Origin of the sequence: Xanthomonas sp. 3075 (assembly GCF_014197275.1) — a bacterium.
GTDB lineage: Bacteria > Pseudomonadota > Gammaproteobacteria > Xanthomonadales > Xanthomonadaceae > Xanthomonas > Xanthomonas campestris_B.
On sequence record NZ_JACIFI010000034.1, the window covers coordinates 12,756 to 31,378 of the forward strand.

The window sequence follows — 18,623 nt, forward strand, 5'->3', positions numbered from 1 at the left end:
TACAAGTATTACTACTTATCCTTGGCTGGATTTTCCAGCTGTTTCCACTGCATTGTCCTGTTCAAAGCTGCTTGGCTGCTCTTTGATCAGGGGCCTCAGGTTCCCGTTAACGAAGAGGTAGTGCATATCGCACATCCGAGAGATATTCTTGTCGTGCGTCACGACGACCGTGGTCGCGCCGATGCTCTTGATGTTCTTCATCAACTGGATGCCCATCTGCTCATCAACCCCAGTCGTTGGCTCATCCATCAGCAACAACTTGGTGCGCCTGTAAAAGGCTCTCGCCAAGAAGATCCGTTGTTTTTGACCGCCTGACAGCGTGTTTCCCAAGTCGCCGACTCTGGTGTTGAAGCCCATTGGCATGCGCTGAATATCGTCGTGGATGCATGCCAATTTCGCAGCCTGCACAAGACGCTCTTGATCAATGTGCTCATCGAACATGGAGATGTTTTCCGACAACGTCCCGGACAACAGATTGTCTCCCTGCATGACGATGCTGACCTTGCTCCGGTAGCTCGACTTACCGACTTTGCGCAGATCCTCTCCATTGACTAAGAAGTCCCCAACTTGAAGATCTTCAAGCCCCGCCAGAACGCGGATGAGTGTGGTCTTACCCACGCCTGAGTTCCCGACAATTGCAATCACTTGGCCTGCCGGGGCCCTGAGCTGCAAAGCGCTCATGATCCACTTGTCCGTAGACGAGTAGCGGAAGTAGCCGTTGGCAATGGCAATAGCTGGCGCAGCATCCTCCAGCGCGCCGTTGCCATGCAGAAACGACTCAGGCTCGCTATGCGTGATGTCTGAAATGCGCTCGGTGTGCAAGCGAAGCAGCCGGAGCTGCATCAAGTAGTCGGCCAGATTGATGCTGCGTTGGCTGAACTGGGTCGCGTAGATCAAAAAGACCGTCAGCACCCCGATCGTCATATCGCCACTGAGCACCAGCCGTGTGCCCTCCCAGATCACGAAAATGCGGCACAGGCCTTGGATGAGAAGCTGGACAGAATCGAACCCAATGCGGATACGCTCGGCCCCGATGGTTGCATTGGTGGCTTTCGCGCTGTAGTTCGTGAAGCGCGACGCCCAGAGCGCTGACTTGTTGAACAGCTTGATGGGCTGGATGCTTCGGACCGTTTCGTAGAGCAAGCTTTGCCGGCGTGCATCAATGTTGATCTGATCAAGGTTGGCTTCTTTCAGTTTGGCGTAGTAGGCGTAGCGCGAACCCACATAGGCAATGGTGAAAGCCAACAAGGCGAAGGCAAGCGGCGCGTCGTAGCTCATCAAGAGCAACAACATGAGGAAAGACATCACCCCATCGATGACCGCTTCCATCATCTTCGTCGTGAGTGACTGCTGGATGGAGTAGATCGACTGGAAGCGGCTTGAAATATCCCCGGTGTGCCGCTTTACGAAATACGACTGGGGTAGCGACACGAGGTGACGGAACAAGTTGCTGCTCCACCGTAAGCCAGTGGTCGAAGAGATCCACAGCAAGGTCCACTTCCTGGCAACGGTCAAGACGAGCTGGACCAGGAGCACGATCGAAAAGCCGATAGCCAATGTGGTGACCAGACCATCGTCCTTGACGCTGAGCACCTGATCCATGGTCAGTCTCAGATATTGCGGCGCAATCAGCGCACAGCCTTCCAAGAAGAGCGCCAAGATGCCCACACCCCAGAACGCGGGCACCAGGGACCGAAGCGAGCCTGCCAGATCGCGAAGCGACACCGATGGCACGCTCTTGATCTTCTTGAAGGCCGGACCCGGATGCGCCTCCAACGCAATGCCGCTAAAAAGCTCATCGAACTCATCGAGCTTGATTTTTTTGACGCCCGTTGCGGGATCGCTGATGTGAACATGCCCTCCCCTCACAGCCGTCAGCACGACAAAGTGCCCGTGGTGTAGGTGGACCATGCAAGGCAACGACAGCTTGGGCAGTTCGTAAAGCTCCAAGCGAAGCGGACGCGTCGTGAGTCCGTTGGCGTCAGCGATTTCAATCAGCGAGGCGAGCGTTGCCCCACTAGTTGACACCGTAAAGCGGTTGCGAAGCTCCCCAAGGCTCGTTTCATGGCCGTAGTAGGAGAGCAGCATCGCAATGCAGGCCAGGCCGCACTCGCTCGACTCCGTCTGACGGATATGCGGCACACGGCGCTTCGAGGAGAACACCAGGCTTGGTTCAGCAGAGCGATCCGTCTCGGCATCGCCATTGGCGGATGGTGTCAAGACGTCCCTCATCGCTTTTCACCCGTCAAGCGCGACCCCATGGTTTGGAAGGGATCAAACATCCACTCCCAGATCTTGCGGCCCTCCAAGATCAGTTCCGCGTCCACTTCCATCCCCGGCAGGAAGGACTTCGCTTCTTGGGCAACTCCAATGGTCTGGGAAGGCAAGGCGACTTTGGCGGTGTAAACCGGCTCGGTGGGCGACTGGCGACCATAGCGGCGCTCCAACTCACCGATGGGACTCGTTTGCGTTGACAGCGATGCGATGCGCCCCTGGATGGCGCCATATTTTGCTTTCGGGAATGCGGCGATGTTGAGCAGCACCTCGGTGCCGACATTCACATGTCCGATGGCCCTGGAAGGAATAAGAATTTCAGCTTCGAACACCGACTCGCTTGGGGTGATGGACGCGATGATCGAGTCGGTGCCAATGCGCTGACCTTGGGATGCATAGATTGCTGCAACGGTGCCGCTCAAGGGTGAAGTGATGGTTTGCAGCCGGTCGGACTTGGCTCTGGCCACTTGATCTTCGATCGTGGATTTCTCACGCTCGATCTCACTCGCTTGTCTGCTGGCGGTTGTCTTTATCTCGGTGATTTCACCCAGCAATGCGGCACGCTGATTACGAAGTGTGGACTGCTGCGCGCGGGCATCCTGGATCTCCGCTTCTGCATCCAAGAGAGCATTTTCGTAGGTGAGGTAGGTGTATTTGGACACATACTTCTCAGCAAGCAGCGGCTCAATGGTCTTCAAGAGTTCTTTGTTCTTGGCGTATTTCTTTTCCAAGATTGAGATCTTGCGAGCGACTTCCTGCATCGCGCCGGTCGTTTCTTCGACTTGACGCGTCAGTTCCCGCTCGCGCTGGCCAGAAAAGTCATGCGTCTGCAATTGCTCCTTGGTCAGCTCTTCTGATCGGGTGAGCGCACGCTTGATCGTCTCATCGGACAGAGAGCGACCCGCTTCGTCGGTGATATCGGCTGATAGCTCGGCGAGCACTTGGCCCTTCTTGACCAAAGCATTGGGCTTCAATGTCGTCGACAGGATGAGGCCAGGCGTTCCACTGCGGATATCCACTCGCCCATGCGTCGAAATGATCTGGCCCGACACGTGCTCCCGCTTGGAGTAGGACGCGGTCAGAACAAACGTGGCCAGCAAGAGGAAAAGCGCACAGCCACAGCCAATCCAGATCCGGATGGACGAGGGAAACGCATCTTTTAGGTCGCCGAGTGTGGAAGTTGTCTCCGGCCCCTTTCGCTTGCGAAAGAGCGGTTGTTCCGCGTCATCCGTCTGACCTGACTCGCTATCCATAGCACCTACACTTCGAGATCTACTGCACAACTTGCGTGAGTTGAGGCTACCCGCGCAGACATTAAAATTACATTTGCGTTTTGTTGATCTGGCGTTGGCATTGGCGCCAAACCTAAGTTCGCAAGCCCCACGCTATTGCTTTTTCAGCAACCAAGGCTTGCATCAAGCGAAGGTGCGTTGCGCAAAGCGCAGCCACACATTGCTAGGTTGAAGCATGAATCCTACGCTTAATGCGTCAGCCACCGCCCCCATCACCACCACTGCCCCCATCGCCGCCAGACATCACCTGCTGCTGAGAGTGGGCAGCAAGCGTCATGACGGGGCCTGTTGGGTTCTTGTCGATTTCTTCGCGCTCGCGCTGGAATTGCACCATCTCCTGCGCCCGTTGCTGATCCATTGCCTCTGTCTTCTGCAAGGTCTCATTTATGCCAGGCGATGGCGTATTGAGCGAGGTTTCCGAGTGAAAGCCGGGCGTTTTGCCAAAGACAAAGGCGACATCATCTTGGATGAGCACTTTACGGAGTTCATCCGCGCGTTCGATCCCTGACTCTTTGACGGCATGCAATACCTCAGCCGTCTTCTCATCGGAGGTGCCTTTCGGGAGCTGCGCCTGTATGGCAGAGAACAACGCGTAATCCCGATGATCAGAGGGAAACGCCTGCTGAGCGGCATCTTGGAGGGGCCTTGCTTGCTCAACCCGATCCTCATCGTGTTCGTGTGCGTTAGAGCGGGCAGTTGTCCCACCAAAACCTGGCGACGACGCATAGGCAGCGGGTTGGCGCTCCGGCAATACGGTCTGCGCCGGCACTTCGCTTTGCGTTGGAATTGCCGGCGACGGCGCTCGCACCGCCTCTTGCTGCTCTGCCTGCAATGGAACAGCCGATGGCGCATTGTTCTGTGGCGTGACTACTCGGGCTTGCTGCTCACTGCCCTGCTCCACCGCCGCATTCGCCGATGTCGGCCCTGTCGGTTTCAAGGACTCTCGGCGCGCGTGTTGTGCCTGGGACAATGCAGCATCCAGGTCTGGGCCGGCAACGCCCGTTGCCGGCAACCCTTGGTCTTGCTGGAACTGCCTCACGGCATGCTCGGTCTCTGGACCATAGTGCCCGTCTTGCGGCACGGCCTGGCCGTTCGGACCACGGGCATCCACTTGCTGCAAGCGATACTGCAAGAACTCGACCTCCTGCCCTCGATCGCCGAGGCGCAGCCCTTCCACCTCACTTGATGCCGGCGGCGGCGTCGGCACAGTGGCCTGAGTAGGCGCTTGATCGGTAGAGGTCGAAGCGGATGATGCGGGCCCGGCACTCGGCGCAGACGCGCTCGCCGCCGTTGGAACCGATGCGCCCGCCTTAGGCTGGACTGCGCCGGCTGTCGGGGGTGCGGCAACCTCAGGTGTTCGGGTTTCTTGGGGTTCGCGTTGTGGGACAGGCTCGGGCTTCGGTTCGGCAGGCTTGGCGACCGGGCGCACGTCTTCTGGCAGCGGCGCGTTGACGGATGCGGGCATCACGACCGGAGCAGGCGTTGCCGTCTCCGCAACGGCAGGCGCGTCGGGTGTGCGTGCAACGTCTCGATCTCGCTGCACGTCAATGGCTGCCTGAGGCGCTTGGGTTTCATCCACATGCGGAGCGGTGACGGTCGTTGCGGCGAAGCCTGCGACCTGTTGCGCTTCTTGCGTGGACACACCTTGCCGATTGGCCTCCCGCAACGCCTGCTCGTAGGCATCGCGCTCCTGAGGCGAACGATGTTCGATCTGTCGTTCGCCAAGCTCAGGCACGGGAGACGCCTGGGCGTAAGCTTGCACCTGCTCCCGTGCGTTTTGGATGTCTTCACTACTGGTGACCGCTGCTACGCGGATGACGCCGTCACTACCGCGTTGCAGATGGGCAATGGGGCTGTCGAGCTGACGCGCACCCTGTGCATCGGGATCGAGCGTCAAAGAAGAGTTCGACGCATCCAGGCCCGAATTTGCACGCGTGGTGTTGATGGCCAGCTGGATGGCAGCAAGGGACTCAGCATTCGGATTGAGGCCATAACCTGCATAAGTTGTCGCCAGGCTCGATAGGTCTAGCTGATCCTGGGTCGGGCGCTGCCACGCGGGGAGCGCTGCCATCGTTTGTTCATGTTGTCCCAGATGTGGCTGCATGGCAACGCGGGTCGCCGAGAGTTCCGCAGCGATCGGGCCGGTTGCCACCTCGCCGTTATGGCGCCAAACACCATCAGCAAATTGATATTGCTTGCTGTTGGATGCCTGCAAGTTATCCGAATTGAGCGCGGCAGTGACGGCTGACGGCGATTGAATACCAGCGATCGTGTCCCAGCCATCCAGGCGGTGCGCGACCTGATACCGAGCGGCAAGGCCCGCTGGCCCCTGCACGATATTGCTTTCCACAACCTCAGCTGCTTGCGCGTCCAGTTGCGCAGCACGCGCAGGCGGCGCAACTTCGGCCTGAGTGGTGTTGCCGCCATTTGGATCAATGTTGGTAACGCGAGTGCGCTGCCACTGACCAGTATCGGCGTCACGCGTCCAGTTCGCTGGCAACAAGCTTGGAAGATCAGTGCTGCTGGCTTCCAAGTTGTATGGGCTACGCGGCGGCGGCATCCGGCTCATCGCAAGTTCGACAGACGTATTGGCGGCTCGGTAGTCCAACTCACGTCGGGTATCGAAGTCTGCCGAAAAGGTTGTCTGCTGCGGATGGTCAATTCCATCGGCGCGAAGATCAGCAGCCATTGGCTGCACCCATTGCCGCCCGTTGAAGCTCCACTGCCTGCCCAGTGAGTCCACTTGATGCGTGATCTCACGCTCATCCAGGGTCGCCATTATCTTGTCAGACACGACGTAACCAGCAACGCCGCCCACTGCGCCACCAACGGCAACGCCAACTGGGCCACCTACTGCGCCAATCTCCGCTCCGGCCCAAGCACCGGCCCAGGCGCTTGCGTTGTTAGCGGCGTAGTTGCGCAACTCGTGCTTAGCGCCCAGCAGGTTGTCCTGCGCGAGCAACGTGCTCACCCGCTGACTGGTCCCAATCGCATCGGTCGCCGATGCCAGCAAGCCCGTTACGCGAAGTGCCTGCCCAGCAGACAAATTCCCATACAACAGTTCTGGAGAGACCGCGCCACGCATTGAGCGAGGAAAAGCCTGCTCGACCGCCTTGGTGCCAGACTCAGACAAAGGAAGACCCCCTTTGGTTTGAGTCTGCTCGATGGAGTCGCCAAGCCCCTGTAAACCAAGAGCTGCATTACCTTTTACCGCTTTAAAGCCAGGCTGATCGATTGCTTGAAGGCTTGCGACGAGATTTGATTCGGACTTTAGGACCGCAGGCCAACGAGCCTCGGCTCCTGTTAGCTTTCCGAATTCACTGATCTGGAGAGCGTGCTTTTGCTGGTAGCTCTGAATATCACTGAAGAACTTTTCGTTGTGCTTATTTGCCGCCTCGGATGTCATCCCGTCAGGGGTGTTGGTCAGCAGATGGCCATTGACCATGCCTACTTTCAGTGTGGCACACAGCCGGTCAGTTTCTGCTGCCAAGCGCTGGCCTGCTTGCAGATCTCCTTTTCTCAAGTAAGCCTGACCATCTGGACTGTCTTCTAGCTCTTGCAAGGCATCGTTCAAACCAATCGAATACGCCCCCAATGGGCCGCCATTGTGAGGCGACACATCCAGCTTCAAAGCCAAAGCTTTGTCCGCTGGAAGGTTAAGCATATTTCGATCTCCGTGGAGATCAAAGAGCGAATTCTTCGAAAGCTCTTGTAGCAAATCGCTTTCTTTAAAAGCGACTTGCTCGATGAGATGGTGACCCTGAAAAACGGGCCTATCGTTCTTGGCCATAGTCCATTACGCTCCGGCTATTGCACGATAAAAATGAACTAAGCGATCAATAGGTCGCGGCGTCGGTGAACAAAAGCCCGTCAGAGCTCGGCTTGACACCGATACCTGCTTTTCGGGTTTCGTTCTTCAAGAACGCATCGCACACCACAATCGAGGGCCTTTCACTCATTCGAAAGATGTGGGCTGACCCAACAACCTCTGGCAGAAAAGCGAGTTCGGCTCCACCGGTTACGCTCAGCATTTCCACATCCTTGCCCGTCTCGTGGTCATGTGCCAAGGTGACTTTGTATTTGGAACGCGGCTTGTCTAGCGCAGCCAACTGTCGAACGACGTCACACAAATAATGCGTCGGCCCTGGTGAGCCATCTGGCAAAACGTAGTCGCAAATCGCGAACTCAAAGGCACCTGGATCAACAGACTCCAGGACTTCCTTCAGTCGCTCGGACACGAGCCAATAGCCGCTAAAGCCACCCTCAAGATCACGGGGCGGCTTATTCTTGCCTGCGCCATGGACCAAGCGAGGTGTTTCTCGCAAGGGCGGAATTCCACCTTCTGCAGGACGAAGGATGCGCGAAGGAGGCGTCAGCAACACATCGATGTTTTCAATCTCAACGTTGTGCCCTGGGCCACCTCCCCGGATGTCGGGCCGCAACACATAGAACTGTCCCTTTTCAGGCTTCTGGTTGGCAAGCATTGGACTGTCTTCCATCTGAGTCATGATGAGTTCTATTAAATTTTCAGGGTCTGGACGCTCACCTTTGGCAACAGCCGCTTGGTGAAATACGCGTCTTCGTAATACTTGATCTTCTCGCAAAGCACCGGGCTTGAGATGCCTTCGTAGAGGAAGACTTCCTTGTCAAAGCCCATCGCCTTCAACTCTTGCGGCAGCATCAAGGCGCGGCGCTGCTCGGTCTCCGAGTAGGACACGCTGCTTTGCTTGCCACTGGTGTGCGACTTGTTCTTCTTGCGCACCGTGGTGTAGCCGAGCATGTCCGAGTAGTCGTTGGCGTCTTGCTGCTCGCGTGGGGCATAGACGATTTGCAAGGCATGGTTGGTGATGATCGTGCGCGAGACATCCTTGCCATAGGTGGCATCGAGTTGCGCCATGCTCTGGATGATCGGCAGCAAGCGGATGTTGTAGCCCGCCATGTAGCTCACTGCGCTTGCAATGATGTCGACCCGGCCGATGGCTGTGAATTCGTCCATCAGCAGCAAGCACTGGTGTTTGAGCGCTGCGTTGTTTTGCGGCAGCTCTTTGGTGTTGAGATTGATGAGCTGACTAAACAGCAAGTTGATCAACAGGCGGCTTTCGGCCAGCTTGTTCGGCTGGATGCCGATATAGATGCTCATCTTCTTCTTGCGCACATCAGTCAGCAGGAAGTCGTTGTCGCTGGTTGATGCATCCAGGATCGGGTTGATGAACTGGTTGAGCGGTTCCTTGAACGTGCCCATGATCGAGGCAAAGGTCTCTTCGGCTTGCGAGAGCAAATTGTCGAACGCTGTCTTGGCGTCGCGGCCCAGGAACTCGCGCTGCGAGAGCTTTTTGAGGTAGCCCTTCAAGTCGCTCCCGTCGCCGGACGACACGCGATAAAGCAGCCCAAGGGTTGGGAACATCCAGGTCTCTTTCGGGTGCTTGCGCTTGATCTGATCGTCCAAGCTATCGAACAGATAGAGCGTAAACGCCATGAAGGCGTTGCGGGCCTGGCTCACCCAGAACTTCTGGGCATCCGACCCATCCGGGTAGAGCATGGCCGCGACACTCATGAGATCCGACACGCGAAATGCGGGATCGGGCGAGATGTAGCTGAGTGGATTCCAGCGGTGGGTGCGCCCGTCTTCGGCAAAGGGGTTGAACAAAAAGACCTCTTGGCCTTGGCTTTTGCGCCAGCCGGAAGTCAGATCAAAGTTTTCCTGCTTGATGTCCAGAACCACCACCGAGCCTTGGTAGTCGAGCAGATTGGGAATGACGATGCCCACGCCCTTGCCCGAACGCGTGGGCGCGGCCAGGATCACAAACTGTTGCCCAGGTAGGCGCACCAACTTGCCACCGTGCTTGCCGATCACGATCCCGGTTGGCGACGGTTTGAGCATGTCCTTCTTGGCCAGATCACTGCCCGAAGCAAAGCGCGCGTCGCCATGCAAGGCGGCGGCCTTCGGCTTGAACAGTGGGATCAGCAGTGCGAACCAGGCCAGGAGCGGCACACCAAAGCCGATGGCGCCGGCCAGCTTGATCTTGGTGGCATAGGGAGCGAACTGCGGGAGGTCGAGCGCTTTGACGTAAGACCAATAGGTGCCGATGCTGAGGGGACCGGCCACCTTCAACAGCATCAGGATCAACTGACCGGAAATGTAGACCCCTGCAAGGAGGGCAAGAAGCAAGAGCACGGTGGCGACACTGAGCTTGGTCTTGCCGGTCATGACGCGCTGCCTTCCATCTGTGATCCCTGGCTTGTTTGAAAACGACCGTCCGCTCGCAAGATTACAGGATCACATTGCCCGCTCAGATCGGATGGGTGTTGGCATCTGTGTAGGAATTGTCTGATCTGCACGCATGCCAAGACACCAGCAAGGACCCTCTCACTATGAGCTGGGTGGATCGCTGCGCTTGGCTTTGAGCTGCAACTCGGCGACGACCTTTCGCTGCTCCTCGACGGAGAGCTTGGCGAGCGCTTGGATGGCGTCTGCCACCTCATCGGTCTCGGCGAAGAAGGCAGCCAGTGGCATACCCAGAGCGTCGGCCAAGCGCTTGGCGGTGCGTAGATCGCACTCGTTAACGCCCTTCTCGTAGCGATTGATGCGCGTCCTGGCCACCTCAGTTGCCAGTCCAGCGGCAACACCCAAGGCTTCTTGAGTCAGCTCGGCCTTCTGGCGCGCGTGACGTAAGCGGTTGGCGAAGATGAGACGAGCGTCGTCCAGATCCAAAATGTGACCACAAGCATGCAATGACGTGTTTGAGCATGAGGTCTCCGACTTGCCTTGTCTGTTACTTTATCAGTAACATGGTTCCGTCAGCCAATCAACTGCGACTGCCAAGCACCAACACCGGTCATTCCTGCCGGTGTGCGGAGGCGTGCAGCCATTGAGCATGCCGGCAATCAGGGCATCCGAACCTGTCTGTCTGGTGGATCCCTAGCGCTCTTCCCTTCCCTCTTTTGGAGATGCACATGTCAAAGCTTTGCTTGGCCCTGGTTGGCCTGATGTCGGTCTGTTTGGCCAGCTGCTCTGGCGGCGGCCCCGCTGAGACTGAGCGGGAGCAGGCTTTTTTGCAGTTCGTCAAAGCGAACAGCAACGAAGAGGCGCGCATCGAAGACTTCGAGAGTAACCAGTGCACGAAGGCGGAAGGTGCGCCCAGCTACACCTGTGACGTAAGTGCCAAGGTTGAAGCCATGGAGCGGGACTTTGGTCATCAAATGGATGGGGTCTACACCTTCACCAAGGTGGGCGGCACTTGGAAGATCACCGGCCGCGTCCAATAGCCATCCGTTTGCAATCAACGATGGTCCCATTCTGTTCTCAGGAGTTCACATGACCGTTAGCACGTTTCTCATCTTGCTTGCCCTGGGCACAGCGGTGCTGGTCGCCGTTGCCGTCAATCGGGCTGACCGATTGCGCAACCAACGGGAGGTCTTTGGTCGGGAATTTGATCACTCCTATTTTGGGCGACAAGGAGCTTTGGCGATCTCGATTGAGCGGTCGCGGTTGAAGATTCGTGTCGGCAGGACAGTGAAGATCTACCCGTTGATGGATGTTCGCTTCTGGGAGAAGCACTGGCACAACTCAAGGCGGGAAGGAACGATCACGGTCAGCGTTCGAGATGTGGACCATCCAGTCTGGACGATCAAGTTCGGCAGCGAGCGCGAGATGAACCAGTGGTATGAGATCTTGAATCAGGCGATCAATGAGGGCGAGAAGCTCTGACCGCTCGTTTTGCGAGTGGCCAGAGGCGGCTTGACGAAGATCCGCTTTGTGCTACGAATCAAGTGCATCAGCCACTTGGATTCTTCGCCATGCCTCCTTCCGTCAGCCAGCAAGCCTTACCTCTGGACCACCAAGAACATCAACTCCGCCAAGCACATGTTGAAGGCTGGATCGCCCAACAGCATGCGGCTGGCTTTGGTATTGATCAGCACATGGCCGACGCCCTCAATGCGTATCTTGATGGCCGCTTCGATCTGCCTGGATTGCTGACAGAGCTTCGTCTCCCCTACTTGAACTGAGTCTGCCAACGGATGCCGGCATGATAGGCATCTTCGCCACCGAAGCCTCATCAGCTGAAGTGTCCATGCCTGGTCCTGGGCGCTCTCGCTGGGCCTGTTCCGCCGTGTGGCCATCCGGCACGCTCAACAGTCGTCCCTCTTGGCGGTAGCGGGACAGAAGCTGCTCAAAGCTTTCCTGGCCTTGGACATAGATCTCGTTGCCTCGCATCGCTTCCAAGCGTTCCGTCAAGGGCCGATGCTCAACCGCCTTACCGATGCCAGCCTGTTCAAGATGCGCCTTGATCCGATCAGCGATCATCGCGCGGATCCACTCGACTTCCTCCTTGCCATTGATGCGCCCATCGAGCACCCGCGTCTTCTGGGTCAAGCCAGAGGCTTCCATGCGCCTGGTTGTCGCAAGCAGATGGCAGTAGAAGTAGCGAGGATCATCTTTGGTCGGGCGATGGTGACTCGCTTGCAGGGCAAAGCCATATCGCCCAATCAGGCGATGAGCGATATCGAGCACCAACTCCCAACGCGTGGGGTCATCGAGTTCGTGCGGCAGCGCGATGGCGAAGTTGCGGCACACAGTGCTGTTGCTGCGTCGCTCTGCTGCTTCAGCAGCGGCCCAAAGTGCTTGCGGGTCATCGGCCCATGCCGGCGAACCAGGTGGCGCCAAGCAACGCGACTGGATGATGCCTGCCCTACCCCGGTAGTCGTGGCGAGCGTCAGACTTGGGATCGGTGAGCAAGTAGCCGCCGCGATAGGCCGCAGCTGCGATTGCAGAGTGCCCCTTTGCTCGGCTGTAAGTTTTGATGCGGGTGTGATGGATGGCCATGTGCATTTCCTGAGTCAGAGTTCATCGGTTCTGACTCTAGATTTCGCAAAGCGCAATAGCGTAGAAAGCCTATTTTTGAGGACTATAATTTGCCCGTTATGGAATCACTTTTTTTTCGCAACCACCCGGTTTGAAGCGTCCTTCTTTTCCGCAGATTTTTCGCGTTTTCGATTAACTCTTTCCTTGAGACCCTTACTTTCCTTGAGATCCTTATTTTCATTGATAGCTTTGACCTTACTGACTACGGTGGGCGACGAAAATCCTAGCTCATTGACCCACCCTTTTTGGTCATCGGTAATCACATAGACTTTCATCAGCAGACCAATCTCGGTAAGCCCAATTGCGCTGGGAAGTGGGAGTCCTTCAGCGCTATTGATGGTTTTCCAGTGTTCTGAATTTGCCGCAAAGGCGTCAGCGATAAGACTTATGAAAGCAATGCCGTTCTTATCACTCACAGGCACGCTTTTCTTAGTTTCCGCTTTGTCCTTTATGATGTCATCCACTTGCTGAGCAATCGTTGAAATTGGAACACAGCGAAGTCCGCTATTGAATTGACACAGATAATGCACCCATCGAAGCTTATTCAAAGGAACCTGATTGACCGCCCCCCCGCTCTCAATACGACTTGCGGTTTCTACAAGTCGCTTCACCTGCAGCACTTTCTCGCCCTCTTCTATTCGAGACTGGTTGATGACCAGTGTATTGTCTGTCGTCCAATTGCTAGCGTCGCTTTTGGCCTGGAAGATAGCCATCCTGGACTTTTGTTTGGACAGATTGAACACAAGGCAGAAATCTGCTCCCGACTCAGACTCAGGCCAGCCACCAGAGCCCTTGTCGTACTTAAGCCATGCGTAGTCCTCCCCCTCTTGACGCGAGTAAGCCAATACGCCCAGGGGAAGCGATGCAGCAAGTGCACCGAAGAAGGCTGCTGTGAATGATTCTTCGTCAAGACGCTTTTCTACCGCATTGAGCGAAGTCGCTGCTCTGGCCGCCAGACGTGCGGTGCATTCAATTGCAGACTTGATTTGCTCTTTGTTCACTCCCAAATACTGCTCGATTGCTTGCTTTACGTCCATTTGCAAACTTCCTTTCGGCTTTTTTAGAGCACTTGAGCGCGACGACGGCGTCCATCCTCCTTGCGCTGGAACTCCCAGTCAAGCAATGCGTTTCTCAGTTTCAACCAAAGTGGGCACCACTCTAGATGCATGCGCCCACCCAGCTTTTCAATTGCGATGGAGCGCCAGTGGTAGGGTATACTTTTAAAAGTGCGCCCGTCCTTCTCGATTTGAAGCAGCAAGGGATCAAACCATTGACTTGGTGCATTGGAGCACAGTGAATTAACCATTTCTCGCTTTCGTGAAATCGTTGAACTATCATAGATTTTTCTCAACTCGCGAATCGCATGCTCGGCTCCAAGTTCTTCGCGCAACTGAGATTTGATCCAAGGGTCTAGATTTTTTACACACTTGCGCGCAAACGATCGATTACCGATGACAAGCGCCCAGCGCATCTCCTGCACTTCATATGGATCATCAGAGTTTGGCTTTCTCAGCTCCATGCCAAGATTTTTCATAAAAAATTTGTAGTCATCGACAGTCATTTGAGCCTCTGCACTGAAAGCTAAGGCAAAAGGCGTTTCTGTCAATCAGCACCGCTTGTGGCTGGAGCGTTATTCCATACGGCTCAAATGCTTGTTCAACACCCACCCTTTGATCTCGTTGCCTTCTTCGTCAAACGCAGAAATCAAGCGCCACTTTCCCGCTGCCCGAAGAACCGACACCTCATCACCTCGTTCAAACTGGCCGATTTTCCGTCCGCCAGGTGACATGCGGAGGGCAGTCACTTTGGCCACGATCGTGTAGCGATGCGAGTAAGAGACAAGGGCGTGCAGGGACTCTGCGACCTGGGTGAGATGCGCAATGTGCTTCTCCTGTATGGCGGACCGTTCTGCAACAGTATCAAACTTTTTCTCGATCGCTTCGATAGCATGCGCTTGCGTCTTACGAAGGTCCGATTGCTCCAAATCTGCGCGCGCAGCACTAAGCTTTCCTTCGATGAAAAGGAGAAGCGACAGAACCAGCAGCAAAAAGTCTTTTCGCTGTTGAGGATCCGCCAAGAAGTCGACTAGGACGTGCGGCATAGCCACTCGCCGGCGCCCCAATGGCTTTGGCTGTTCCGAATCAGCTGCTGCATCTTCAAACGACTTCAGCCAATCACTAACATGGCGATCAATCACTGGACTAACAGCGTCATCCGCCCAGCGCAGGAAATCTGTATCACCAGCCAACTTGGCAAGAGTAGATAGGCGCTCGCCCCACTCAATCGTCCCGAACTGCATCAGAGCTGAGGTTTCACTCATCCTACGAACAACATCCGCGAAATGATTATTGGCACCCCAGAGCATCGCTTCGTGACGCTTAGCGTTCTCTGACAACATGTCAGTAATGACTGACCCGACACCAAGCTGCTCGATACTCCGCATGTAGGAACTGTCAAGCGATGCTTCATACGAGCGTTGATAAGCCGACAACCTTTCGGTCCGCGCCATGAGTTTCTCGACCTTGGACCCCACAGCTCCAAATGATTGAAGCGGAGCGAGTGCCTTAGCACTTAGCGATTCGAAATGAGAAATCTCAGAGACCTGCGACGCGAAACGATGAGCAGATAGCCCATCCAGCATGTCCTGAACCGACCGCAAAGGTTGGACAGCAGCCAACGCCCTATCCTGCATCTCCTTGTAAGCGGACATCTCAATCCCTTTGGCATAGTCGCGTAGGGTCTGTGCAGGATCGCGCATTCGGAAAGCCTCCCGAATAGGGTCACTGAGTGCCATGGCTCGCTGCCTTGACCCATTCAACACTTCTTCTAACATCTTCCCTGGCATGATCGCCCTCGCGTTAAAGGGAGGCTCTGGAAAACTGGACGACATGCATCCTCCCAAAAGGATTCAACTGAGTGCAGGCGGCTACGACTACGACTACGACTACGACTACGACTACGACCAAGCTTATGGAAGATCTAGTCAGACAACAAGGAGCACGCTCAGTGGCAGACATCAAGGTCGGACTCAGCTGATGCTCAGCGCTGCCTATGTCGAACTCCATCAGTAATTGATCAAGAGAACCAAGGCACAGCCTTGCAGATCCCGACGCCCATAAGCTCCGGTCTCTGTCCCTATCTCAGACTACTTATGTCTCAAAAGCTGAGACTGCGTTTCGGGAGTTTGCCAAAGCGGAACACAGTGAACTCGGATTGCCTAACTGTCTTCTTAAGGATGATTAGATTAGGCAAACCTCACCCTAATTTAACTTGCGTTCATTTTTATAAGTGAGATATCTCTCACTTTCTCCCGGTTTATTACTTTTAAACACTACATGCGCATTGAGGGTTTCAAGCCCATTTATACAGCTGAAATCATTGGCATATATAGCCCGTTGATAAAATTACCCATAAAAGTTAAACTGAAAATATAGCTATTTAAACGACAATTAGCGAGACCACCTTAGACAATCATTGACGCGAAATTTTTGTCCTATTTTATCATTGACAGAAAATCCCCTCCCCTTATCAAACGTCTACCTCCTCATAATTGGATCGTAGATGCACTTTAAACACTCCCAGCTTCATCAGTATTTGCAACAGCCCAAAGGTCAGTTATCCATCCGAAGCATTCGCATCGGCAAAGTCGAATTTACAGATATGGTCGTTCAAGACCGCGCTGGCGCGCTCCACCTTCAAGATCTGGTCCAAGCGACTTACGACCATCATGAAAAGCTGCGACGGCTTCGCCGATCCGGAACTCGCTATCCTGAGCCCCTGCCCTTGGCCACTCCGGCGCGGCTCCTTTCTGAAGAGGTCGACGACTTCTTGAAAGACAAGGAACGGCAGAACCTTCGCACCACTACGATTGATGCTTATCGCCGAACGCTTGCCATCCTGCAACGCGTGAGCGGCAACACCTCCGTTGCTCGGATCGACCACACGCACATCTACCAGATGTGGGATCTGCTGCGTTGGGCGCCCGAAGACTTCATGACCAACCCCAAGCATCAGGGATTGAGCGTCGAAGTCTTGATCGCCAAGGGTCAACGCCAAGGGCGGGCGCAACCTGCCAATGCCACATTAGAACTGCATCGGCGCTTCCTGGCGTCCTTCTTCAACACCCTGGTCAAGGCGCGTGCCATCCCGCACTCCCCAATGGATGCGTTCAAGCCAGCTAAGGAAGAACTCCTGGCTGATCAGGATGAGCCCGAGCGTCTGCTTTCACTAGAAGAAATTCAGAAGATCTTCAACCCGGAGACCTTCCTGCCTTGGGCCAAGAAATACCCGCACAGATGGTGGTGCCCGCTCATTGCCCTTTACACGGGCGCCAGGATCAACGAGATCGCGCAGCTCAAAGTGGCCGACATCGTGCAAGACCAAGGCCTCTGGTGCTTCTCGATCCAGAAGACCGTTGATGAAGACTTGGCACAGAGCGCAGGCAAGCGCACCCGGCAAAGCCTCAAAGGCAAAAGCGCCGTCCGCAAGGTGCCGATCCACCCAAGCCTCATCCAGGCGGGCTTCCTCGACTTCTTGGCCGACATCAAAGCGTCCCGCCACCCGCGCCTCTTCCCCAACTTGTCGGCCGGCACCTGCCGCAAGACCGGCGAGCCAAACGGGCGCTACAGCCAAGGCTTCGTCAACCAGTTTGCTAAGTATTTGAAGGAGCTTGGCTTTGGCAAAGGCATCGGATCGCACGCGTTCCGGCATACGCTTGCCACAGAGTTGGATGCCAAGGGTGTGCGGATCGAGCATATTGCCCTCATCACCGGACATGCCCTCAACAAGAAGGCCCCCGTTCTGCAGGACAACTATGTCCACAAATCGACTGGAAACACCCGAAAGATCCAAGTTGAAGCGTTAGGCCACTATCAACCAGCGGTCACGCTGCCGAGCTATGTGCGCGGGCAATTCAAGGAGCGACTAAGGAAGGGAGCGAGGATGTATCCCTAAGACGAGCCATGTTGGTTTACAACGCCATGCTGCACAGATGCGGCATGGTTTGGGAACTTGCTCAGTGCAGGGGTGAGTCACCTCATCACCAAGGTTTCCACGATCAATTCCCAAATCGGGCTAGACCCTACGAGCTGGGCGCGAAGGCTCACCACTATCAAGGAACAACTACCGAGGTCTGCATTGACCTTCCTCCCCGACGCCCCAGCGAGTTTGAGGAGCGGCAACAGACCTGCTAACATCCGTGAAGGTTTAGGCTACCTCCCTGCTGCGTGGGAAAAGTCTGACGTCACCCAGGTATCCATCTCCTTTGTGGCCGTTGAAGCAAGCAGCATGCTCTGAAAGAGGCACCGAGCTTCTTTGGCCAATACGGGAGTATGTGATGTTCCAAGCTCAAGACATAGTTCGTGCTTTCAAGTCCGGTGCCTGTTGTATGCGCACAGAGGACTTCAGTCACTGTAAGAGCCTTGAGAAGTTCGCCAAGGATCTTGGCTTTAAGAGCTACCACGCATTTCGCAGAAGCATCGAAGGCCACGGCCCTGACAAGCTGGGCGTGGTGTCGGTCGGGCTCATGCGCAAAATCTGTGCTCGCAGAAGCCTCTCACCGGACTCGGAATACTTTGAGTTCCAAGTGCTGCAATCTGGAATTGCATTTTATAGCAGATGGATAGGCTGGGATAGCAGTGGCGATGAGGTGCGCGTGCCCCGACGGATTGGGGGTGAGTCACGCATCGACCTGCTCAGGGATAATTCGCGCAACCCTGTCTATGTGATAGAGACCGATCTTGAGGCAACGGTCTGGCGCCAACTGTGGCGATCCACCGCCCTTCTTGAAGCCAGTGTCGCTCACCGGCTGTTTCCATCATCATTCAACAAGCTTCATCTGGTTAGTCCTGATCCGCCCTACCATCGCATTGGGGCACGTTCCAGATACAACAACAATCTCGCGCCGGTTTGACGGGTTGAACAATTAGACGAGTCGAAATCTTCGGCCATCCGATTTTTTCTTTAAGCGATAGGGCCGGCGAAAGCCGGCCTTATTGGTATCCACTTCAATCTACACTGAGGTTTCAATCAGAATACAAACCTCTAGCTTGACACCGGCACTTTTTTCGCAAAGAATTCCCGACTCTGTAATTGCGGCTCCTGACCTGCCCCCATCGTCCGTACCAGTGATTACTGATAAAGCCCGGGGTTGAAGGGTACTGCGTTGTTGGCTTGTTGTGTACGGTAGTTGGCGG

At 55.6% G+C, this 18,623-nt stretch carries 14 protein-coding genes; 4 read left to right on the top strand and 10 right to left on the bottom strand.

Annotation, left to right across the window (positions count from 1 at the left end; translation table 11 throughout):
* Nucleotides 1–15: 15 nt before the first annotated feature.
* The 6 genes from GGR62_RS20065 to GGR62_RS20090 form a co-directional block, all read right to left on the bottom strand.
* The gene (locus tag GGR62_RS20065) at nucleotides 16–2,232 is read right to left on the bottom strand and encodes a peptidase domain-containing ABC transporter (RefSeq protein WP_057672822.1); all 2,217 of its coding nucleotides are present in this window, start codon (nucleotides 2,230–2,232) and stop codon (nucleotides 16–18) included.
* Nucleotides 2,229–3,527, bottom strand: a complete 1,299-nt coding sequence (locus GGR62_RS20070) for an HlyD family efflux transporter periplasmic adaptor subunit (protein ID WP_043877774.1) — start codon at nucleotides 3,525–3,527, stop codon at nucleotides 2,229–2,231. The genes GGR62_RS20065 and GGR62_RS20070 overlap by 4 nt, the downstream gene beginning before the upstream one ends.
* Before the next feature lie 235 nt (nucleotides 3,528–3,762).
* Nucleotides 3,763–7,356: a peptidoglycan-binding protein gene (locus tag GGR62_RS20075; RefSeq protein WP_184409588.1), complete on the bottom strand. Its 3,594-nt coding sequence runs from the start codon at nucleotides 7,354–7,356 to the stop codon at nucleotides 3,763–3,765.
* A 46-nt stretch (nucleotides 7,357–7,402) separates the two neighbouring features.
* A complete protein-coding gene (locus tag GGR62_RS20080) occupies nucleotides 7,403–8,074 on the bottom strand; it encodes a DUF1629 domain-containing protein (protein ID WP_226690053.1) in 672 nt (223 codons plus the stop codon).
* Between the two features lie 11 nt (nucleotides 8,075–8,085).
* On the bottom strand, nucleotides 8,086–9,774 hold the full coding sequence (locus GGR62_RS20085) for a type IV secretory system conjugative DNA transfer family protein (protein WP_184409589.1): 1,689 nt from the start codon (nucleotides 9,772–9,774) through the stop codon (nucleotides 8,086–8,088).
* A 162-nt stretch (nucleotides 9,775–9,936) separates the two neighbouring features.
* Complete coding sequence (locus GGR62_RS20090) at nucleotides 9,937–10,278, bottom strand: helix-turn-helix transcriptional regulator (RefSeq protein WP_184409590.1); 342 nt, start codon at nucleotides 10,276–10,278, stop codon at nucleotides 9,937–9,939.
* 236 nt (nucleotides 10,279–10,514) lie between these two features.
* Between GGR62_RS20090 and GGR62_RS20095 the strand changes: the two genes are divergently transcribed.
* Together GGR62_RS20095 and GGR62_RS20100 are read left to right on the top strand one after the other, a co-directional pair.
* On the top strand, nucleotides 10,515–10,832 hold the full coding sequence (locus GGR62_RS20095) for a hypothetical protein (protein ID WP_184409591.1): 318 nt from the start codon (nucleotides 10,515–10,517) through the stop codon (nucleotides 10,830–10,832).
* Nucleotides 10,833–10,881: 49 nt separating this feature from the next.
* The gene (locus GGR62_RS20100) at nucleotides 10,882–11,274 is read left to right on the top strand and encodes a hypothetical protein (protein WP_184409592.1); all 393 of its coding nucleotides are present in this window, start codon (nucleotides 10,882–10,884) and stop codon (nucleotides 11,272–11,274) included.
* A gap of 225 nt (nucleotides 11,275–11,499) precedes the next feature.
* On the opposite strand, the gene GGR62_RS20105 is transcribed toward GGR62_RS20100, so the two are convergent.
* From GGR62_RS20105 to GGR62_RS20120, 4 genes are all read right to left on the bottom strand, one after another.
* A complete protein-coding gene (locus GGR62_RS20105; protein ID WP_184409593.1) occupies nucleotides 11,500–12,390 on the bottom strand; it encodes a MobA/MobL family protein in 891 nt (296 codons plus the stop codon).
* A gap of 104 nt (nucleotides 12,391–12,494) precedes the next feature.
* Nucleotides 12,495–13,466: a hypothetical protein gene (locus GGR62_RS20110; protein ID WP_184409594.1), complete on the bottom strand. Its 972-nt coding sequence runs from the start codon at nucleotides 13,464–13,466 to the stop codon at nucleotides 12,495–12,497.
* Nucleotides 13,467–13,489: 23 nt separating this feature from the next.
* Nucleotides 13,490–13,990: a hypothetical protein gene (locus GGR62_RS20115; RefSeq protein WP_184409595.1), complete on the bottom strand. Its 501-nt coding sequence runs from the start codon at nucleotides 13,988–13,990 to the stop codon at nucleotides 13,490–13,492.
* Nucleotides 13,991–14,059: 69 nt separating this feature from the next.
* Nucleotides 14,060–15,319, bottom strand: a complete 1,260-nt coding sequence (locus GGR62_RS20120) for a hypothetical protein (protein WP_184409596.1) — start codon at nucleotides 15,317–15,319, stop codon at nucleotides 14,060–14,062.
* Nucleotides 15,320–16,212: 893 nt separating this feature from the next.
* Here GGR62_RS20120 and GGR62_RS20125 point away from each other — a divergent pair.
* Together GGR62_RS20125 and GGR62_RS20130 are read left to right on the top strand one after the other, a co-directional pair.
* Entirely contained in the window at nucleotides 16,213–17,382 is a 1,170-nt protein-coding gene (locus GGR62_RS20125) for a site-specific integrase (protein WP_184409598.1), read from the top strand.
* 382 nt (nucleotides 17,383–17,764) lie between these two features.
* On the top strand, nucleotides 17,765–18,340 hold the full coding sequence (locus GGR62_RS20130; protein WP_184409597.1) for a hypothetical protein: 576 nt from the start codon (nucleotides 17,765–17,767) through the stop codon (nucleotides 18,338–18,340).
* Nucleotides 18,341–18,623: the final 283 nt, after the last annotated feature.

Bases quoted from the DNA above. Each gene is read 5' to 3' on its own strand.
- GGR62_RS20080 (WP_226690053.1), bottom strand. From the start codon at position 8,074: ATGACTCAGATGGAAGACAGTCCAATGCTTGCCAACCAGAAGCCTGAA.
- GGR62_RS20065 (WP_057672822.1), bottom strand. From the start codon at position 2,232: ATGAGGGACGTCTTGACACCATCCGCCAATGGCGATGCCGAGACGGAT.
- GGR62_RS20085 (WP_184409589.1), bottom strand. From the start codon at position 9,774: ATGACCGGCAAGACCAAGCTCAGTGTCGCCACCGTGCTCTTGCTTCTT.
- GGR62_RS20095 (WP_184409591.1), top strand. From the start codon at position 10,515: ATGCACATGTCAAAGCTTTGCTTGGCCCTGGTTGGCCTGATGTCGGTC.
- GGR62_RS20100 (WP_184409592.1), top strand. From the start codon at position 10,882: ATGACCGTTAGCACGTTTCTCATCTTGCTTGCCCTGGGCACAGCGGTG.
- GGR62_RS20105 (WP_184409593.1), bottom strand. From the start codon at position 12,390: ATGGCCATCCATCACACCCGCATCAAAACTTACAGCCGAGCAAAGGGG.
- GGR62_RS20070 (WP_043877774.1), bottom strand. From the start codon at position 3,527: ATGGATAGCGAGTCAGGTCAGACGGATGACGCGGAACAACCGCTCTTT.
- GGR62_RS20110 (WP_184409594.1), bottom strand. From the start codon at position 13,466: ATGGACGTAAAGCAAGCAATCGAGCAGTATTTGGGAGTGAACAAAGAG.
- GGR62_RS20075 (WP_184409588.1), bottom strand. From the start codon at position 7,356: ATGGCCAAGAACGATAGGCCCGTTTTTCAGGGTCACCATCTCATCGAG.
- GGR62_RS20115 (WP_184409595.1), bottom strand. From the start codon at position 13,990: ATGACTGTCGATGACTACAAATTTTTTATGAAAAATCTTGGCATGGAG.
- GGR62_RS20130 (WP_184409597.1), top strand. From the start codon at position 17,765: ATGTTCCAAGCTCAAGACATAGTTCGTGCTTTCAAGTCCGGTGCCTGT.
- GGR62_RS20120 (WP_184409596.1), bottom strand. From the start codon at position 15,319: ATGTCGTCCAGTTTTCCAGAGCCTCCCTTTAACGCGAGGGCGATCATG.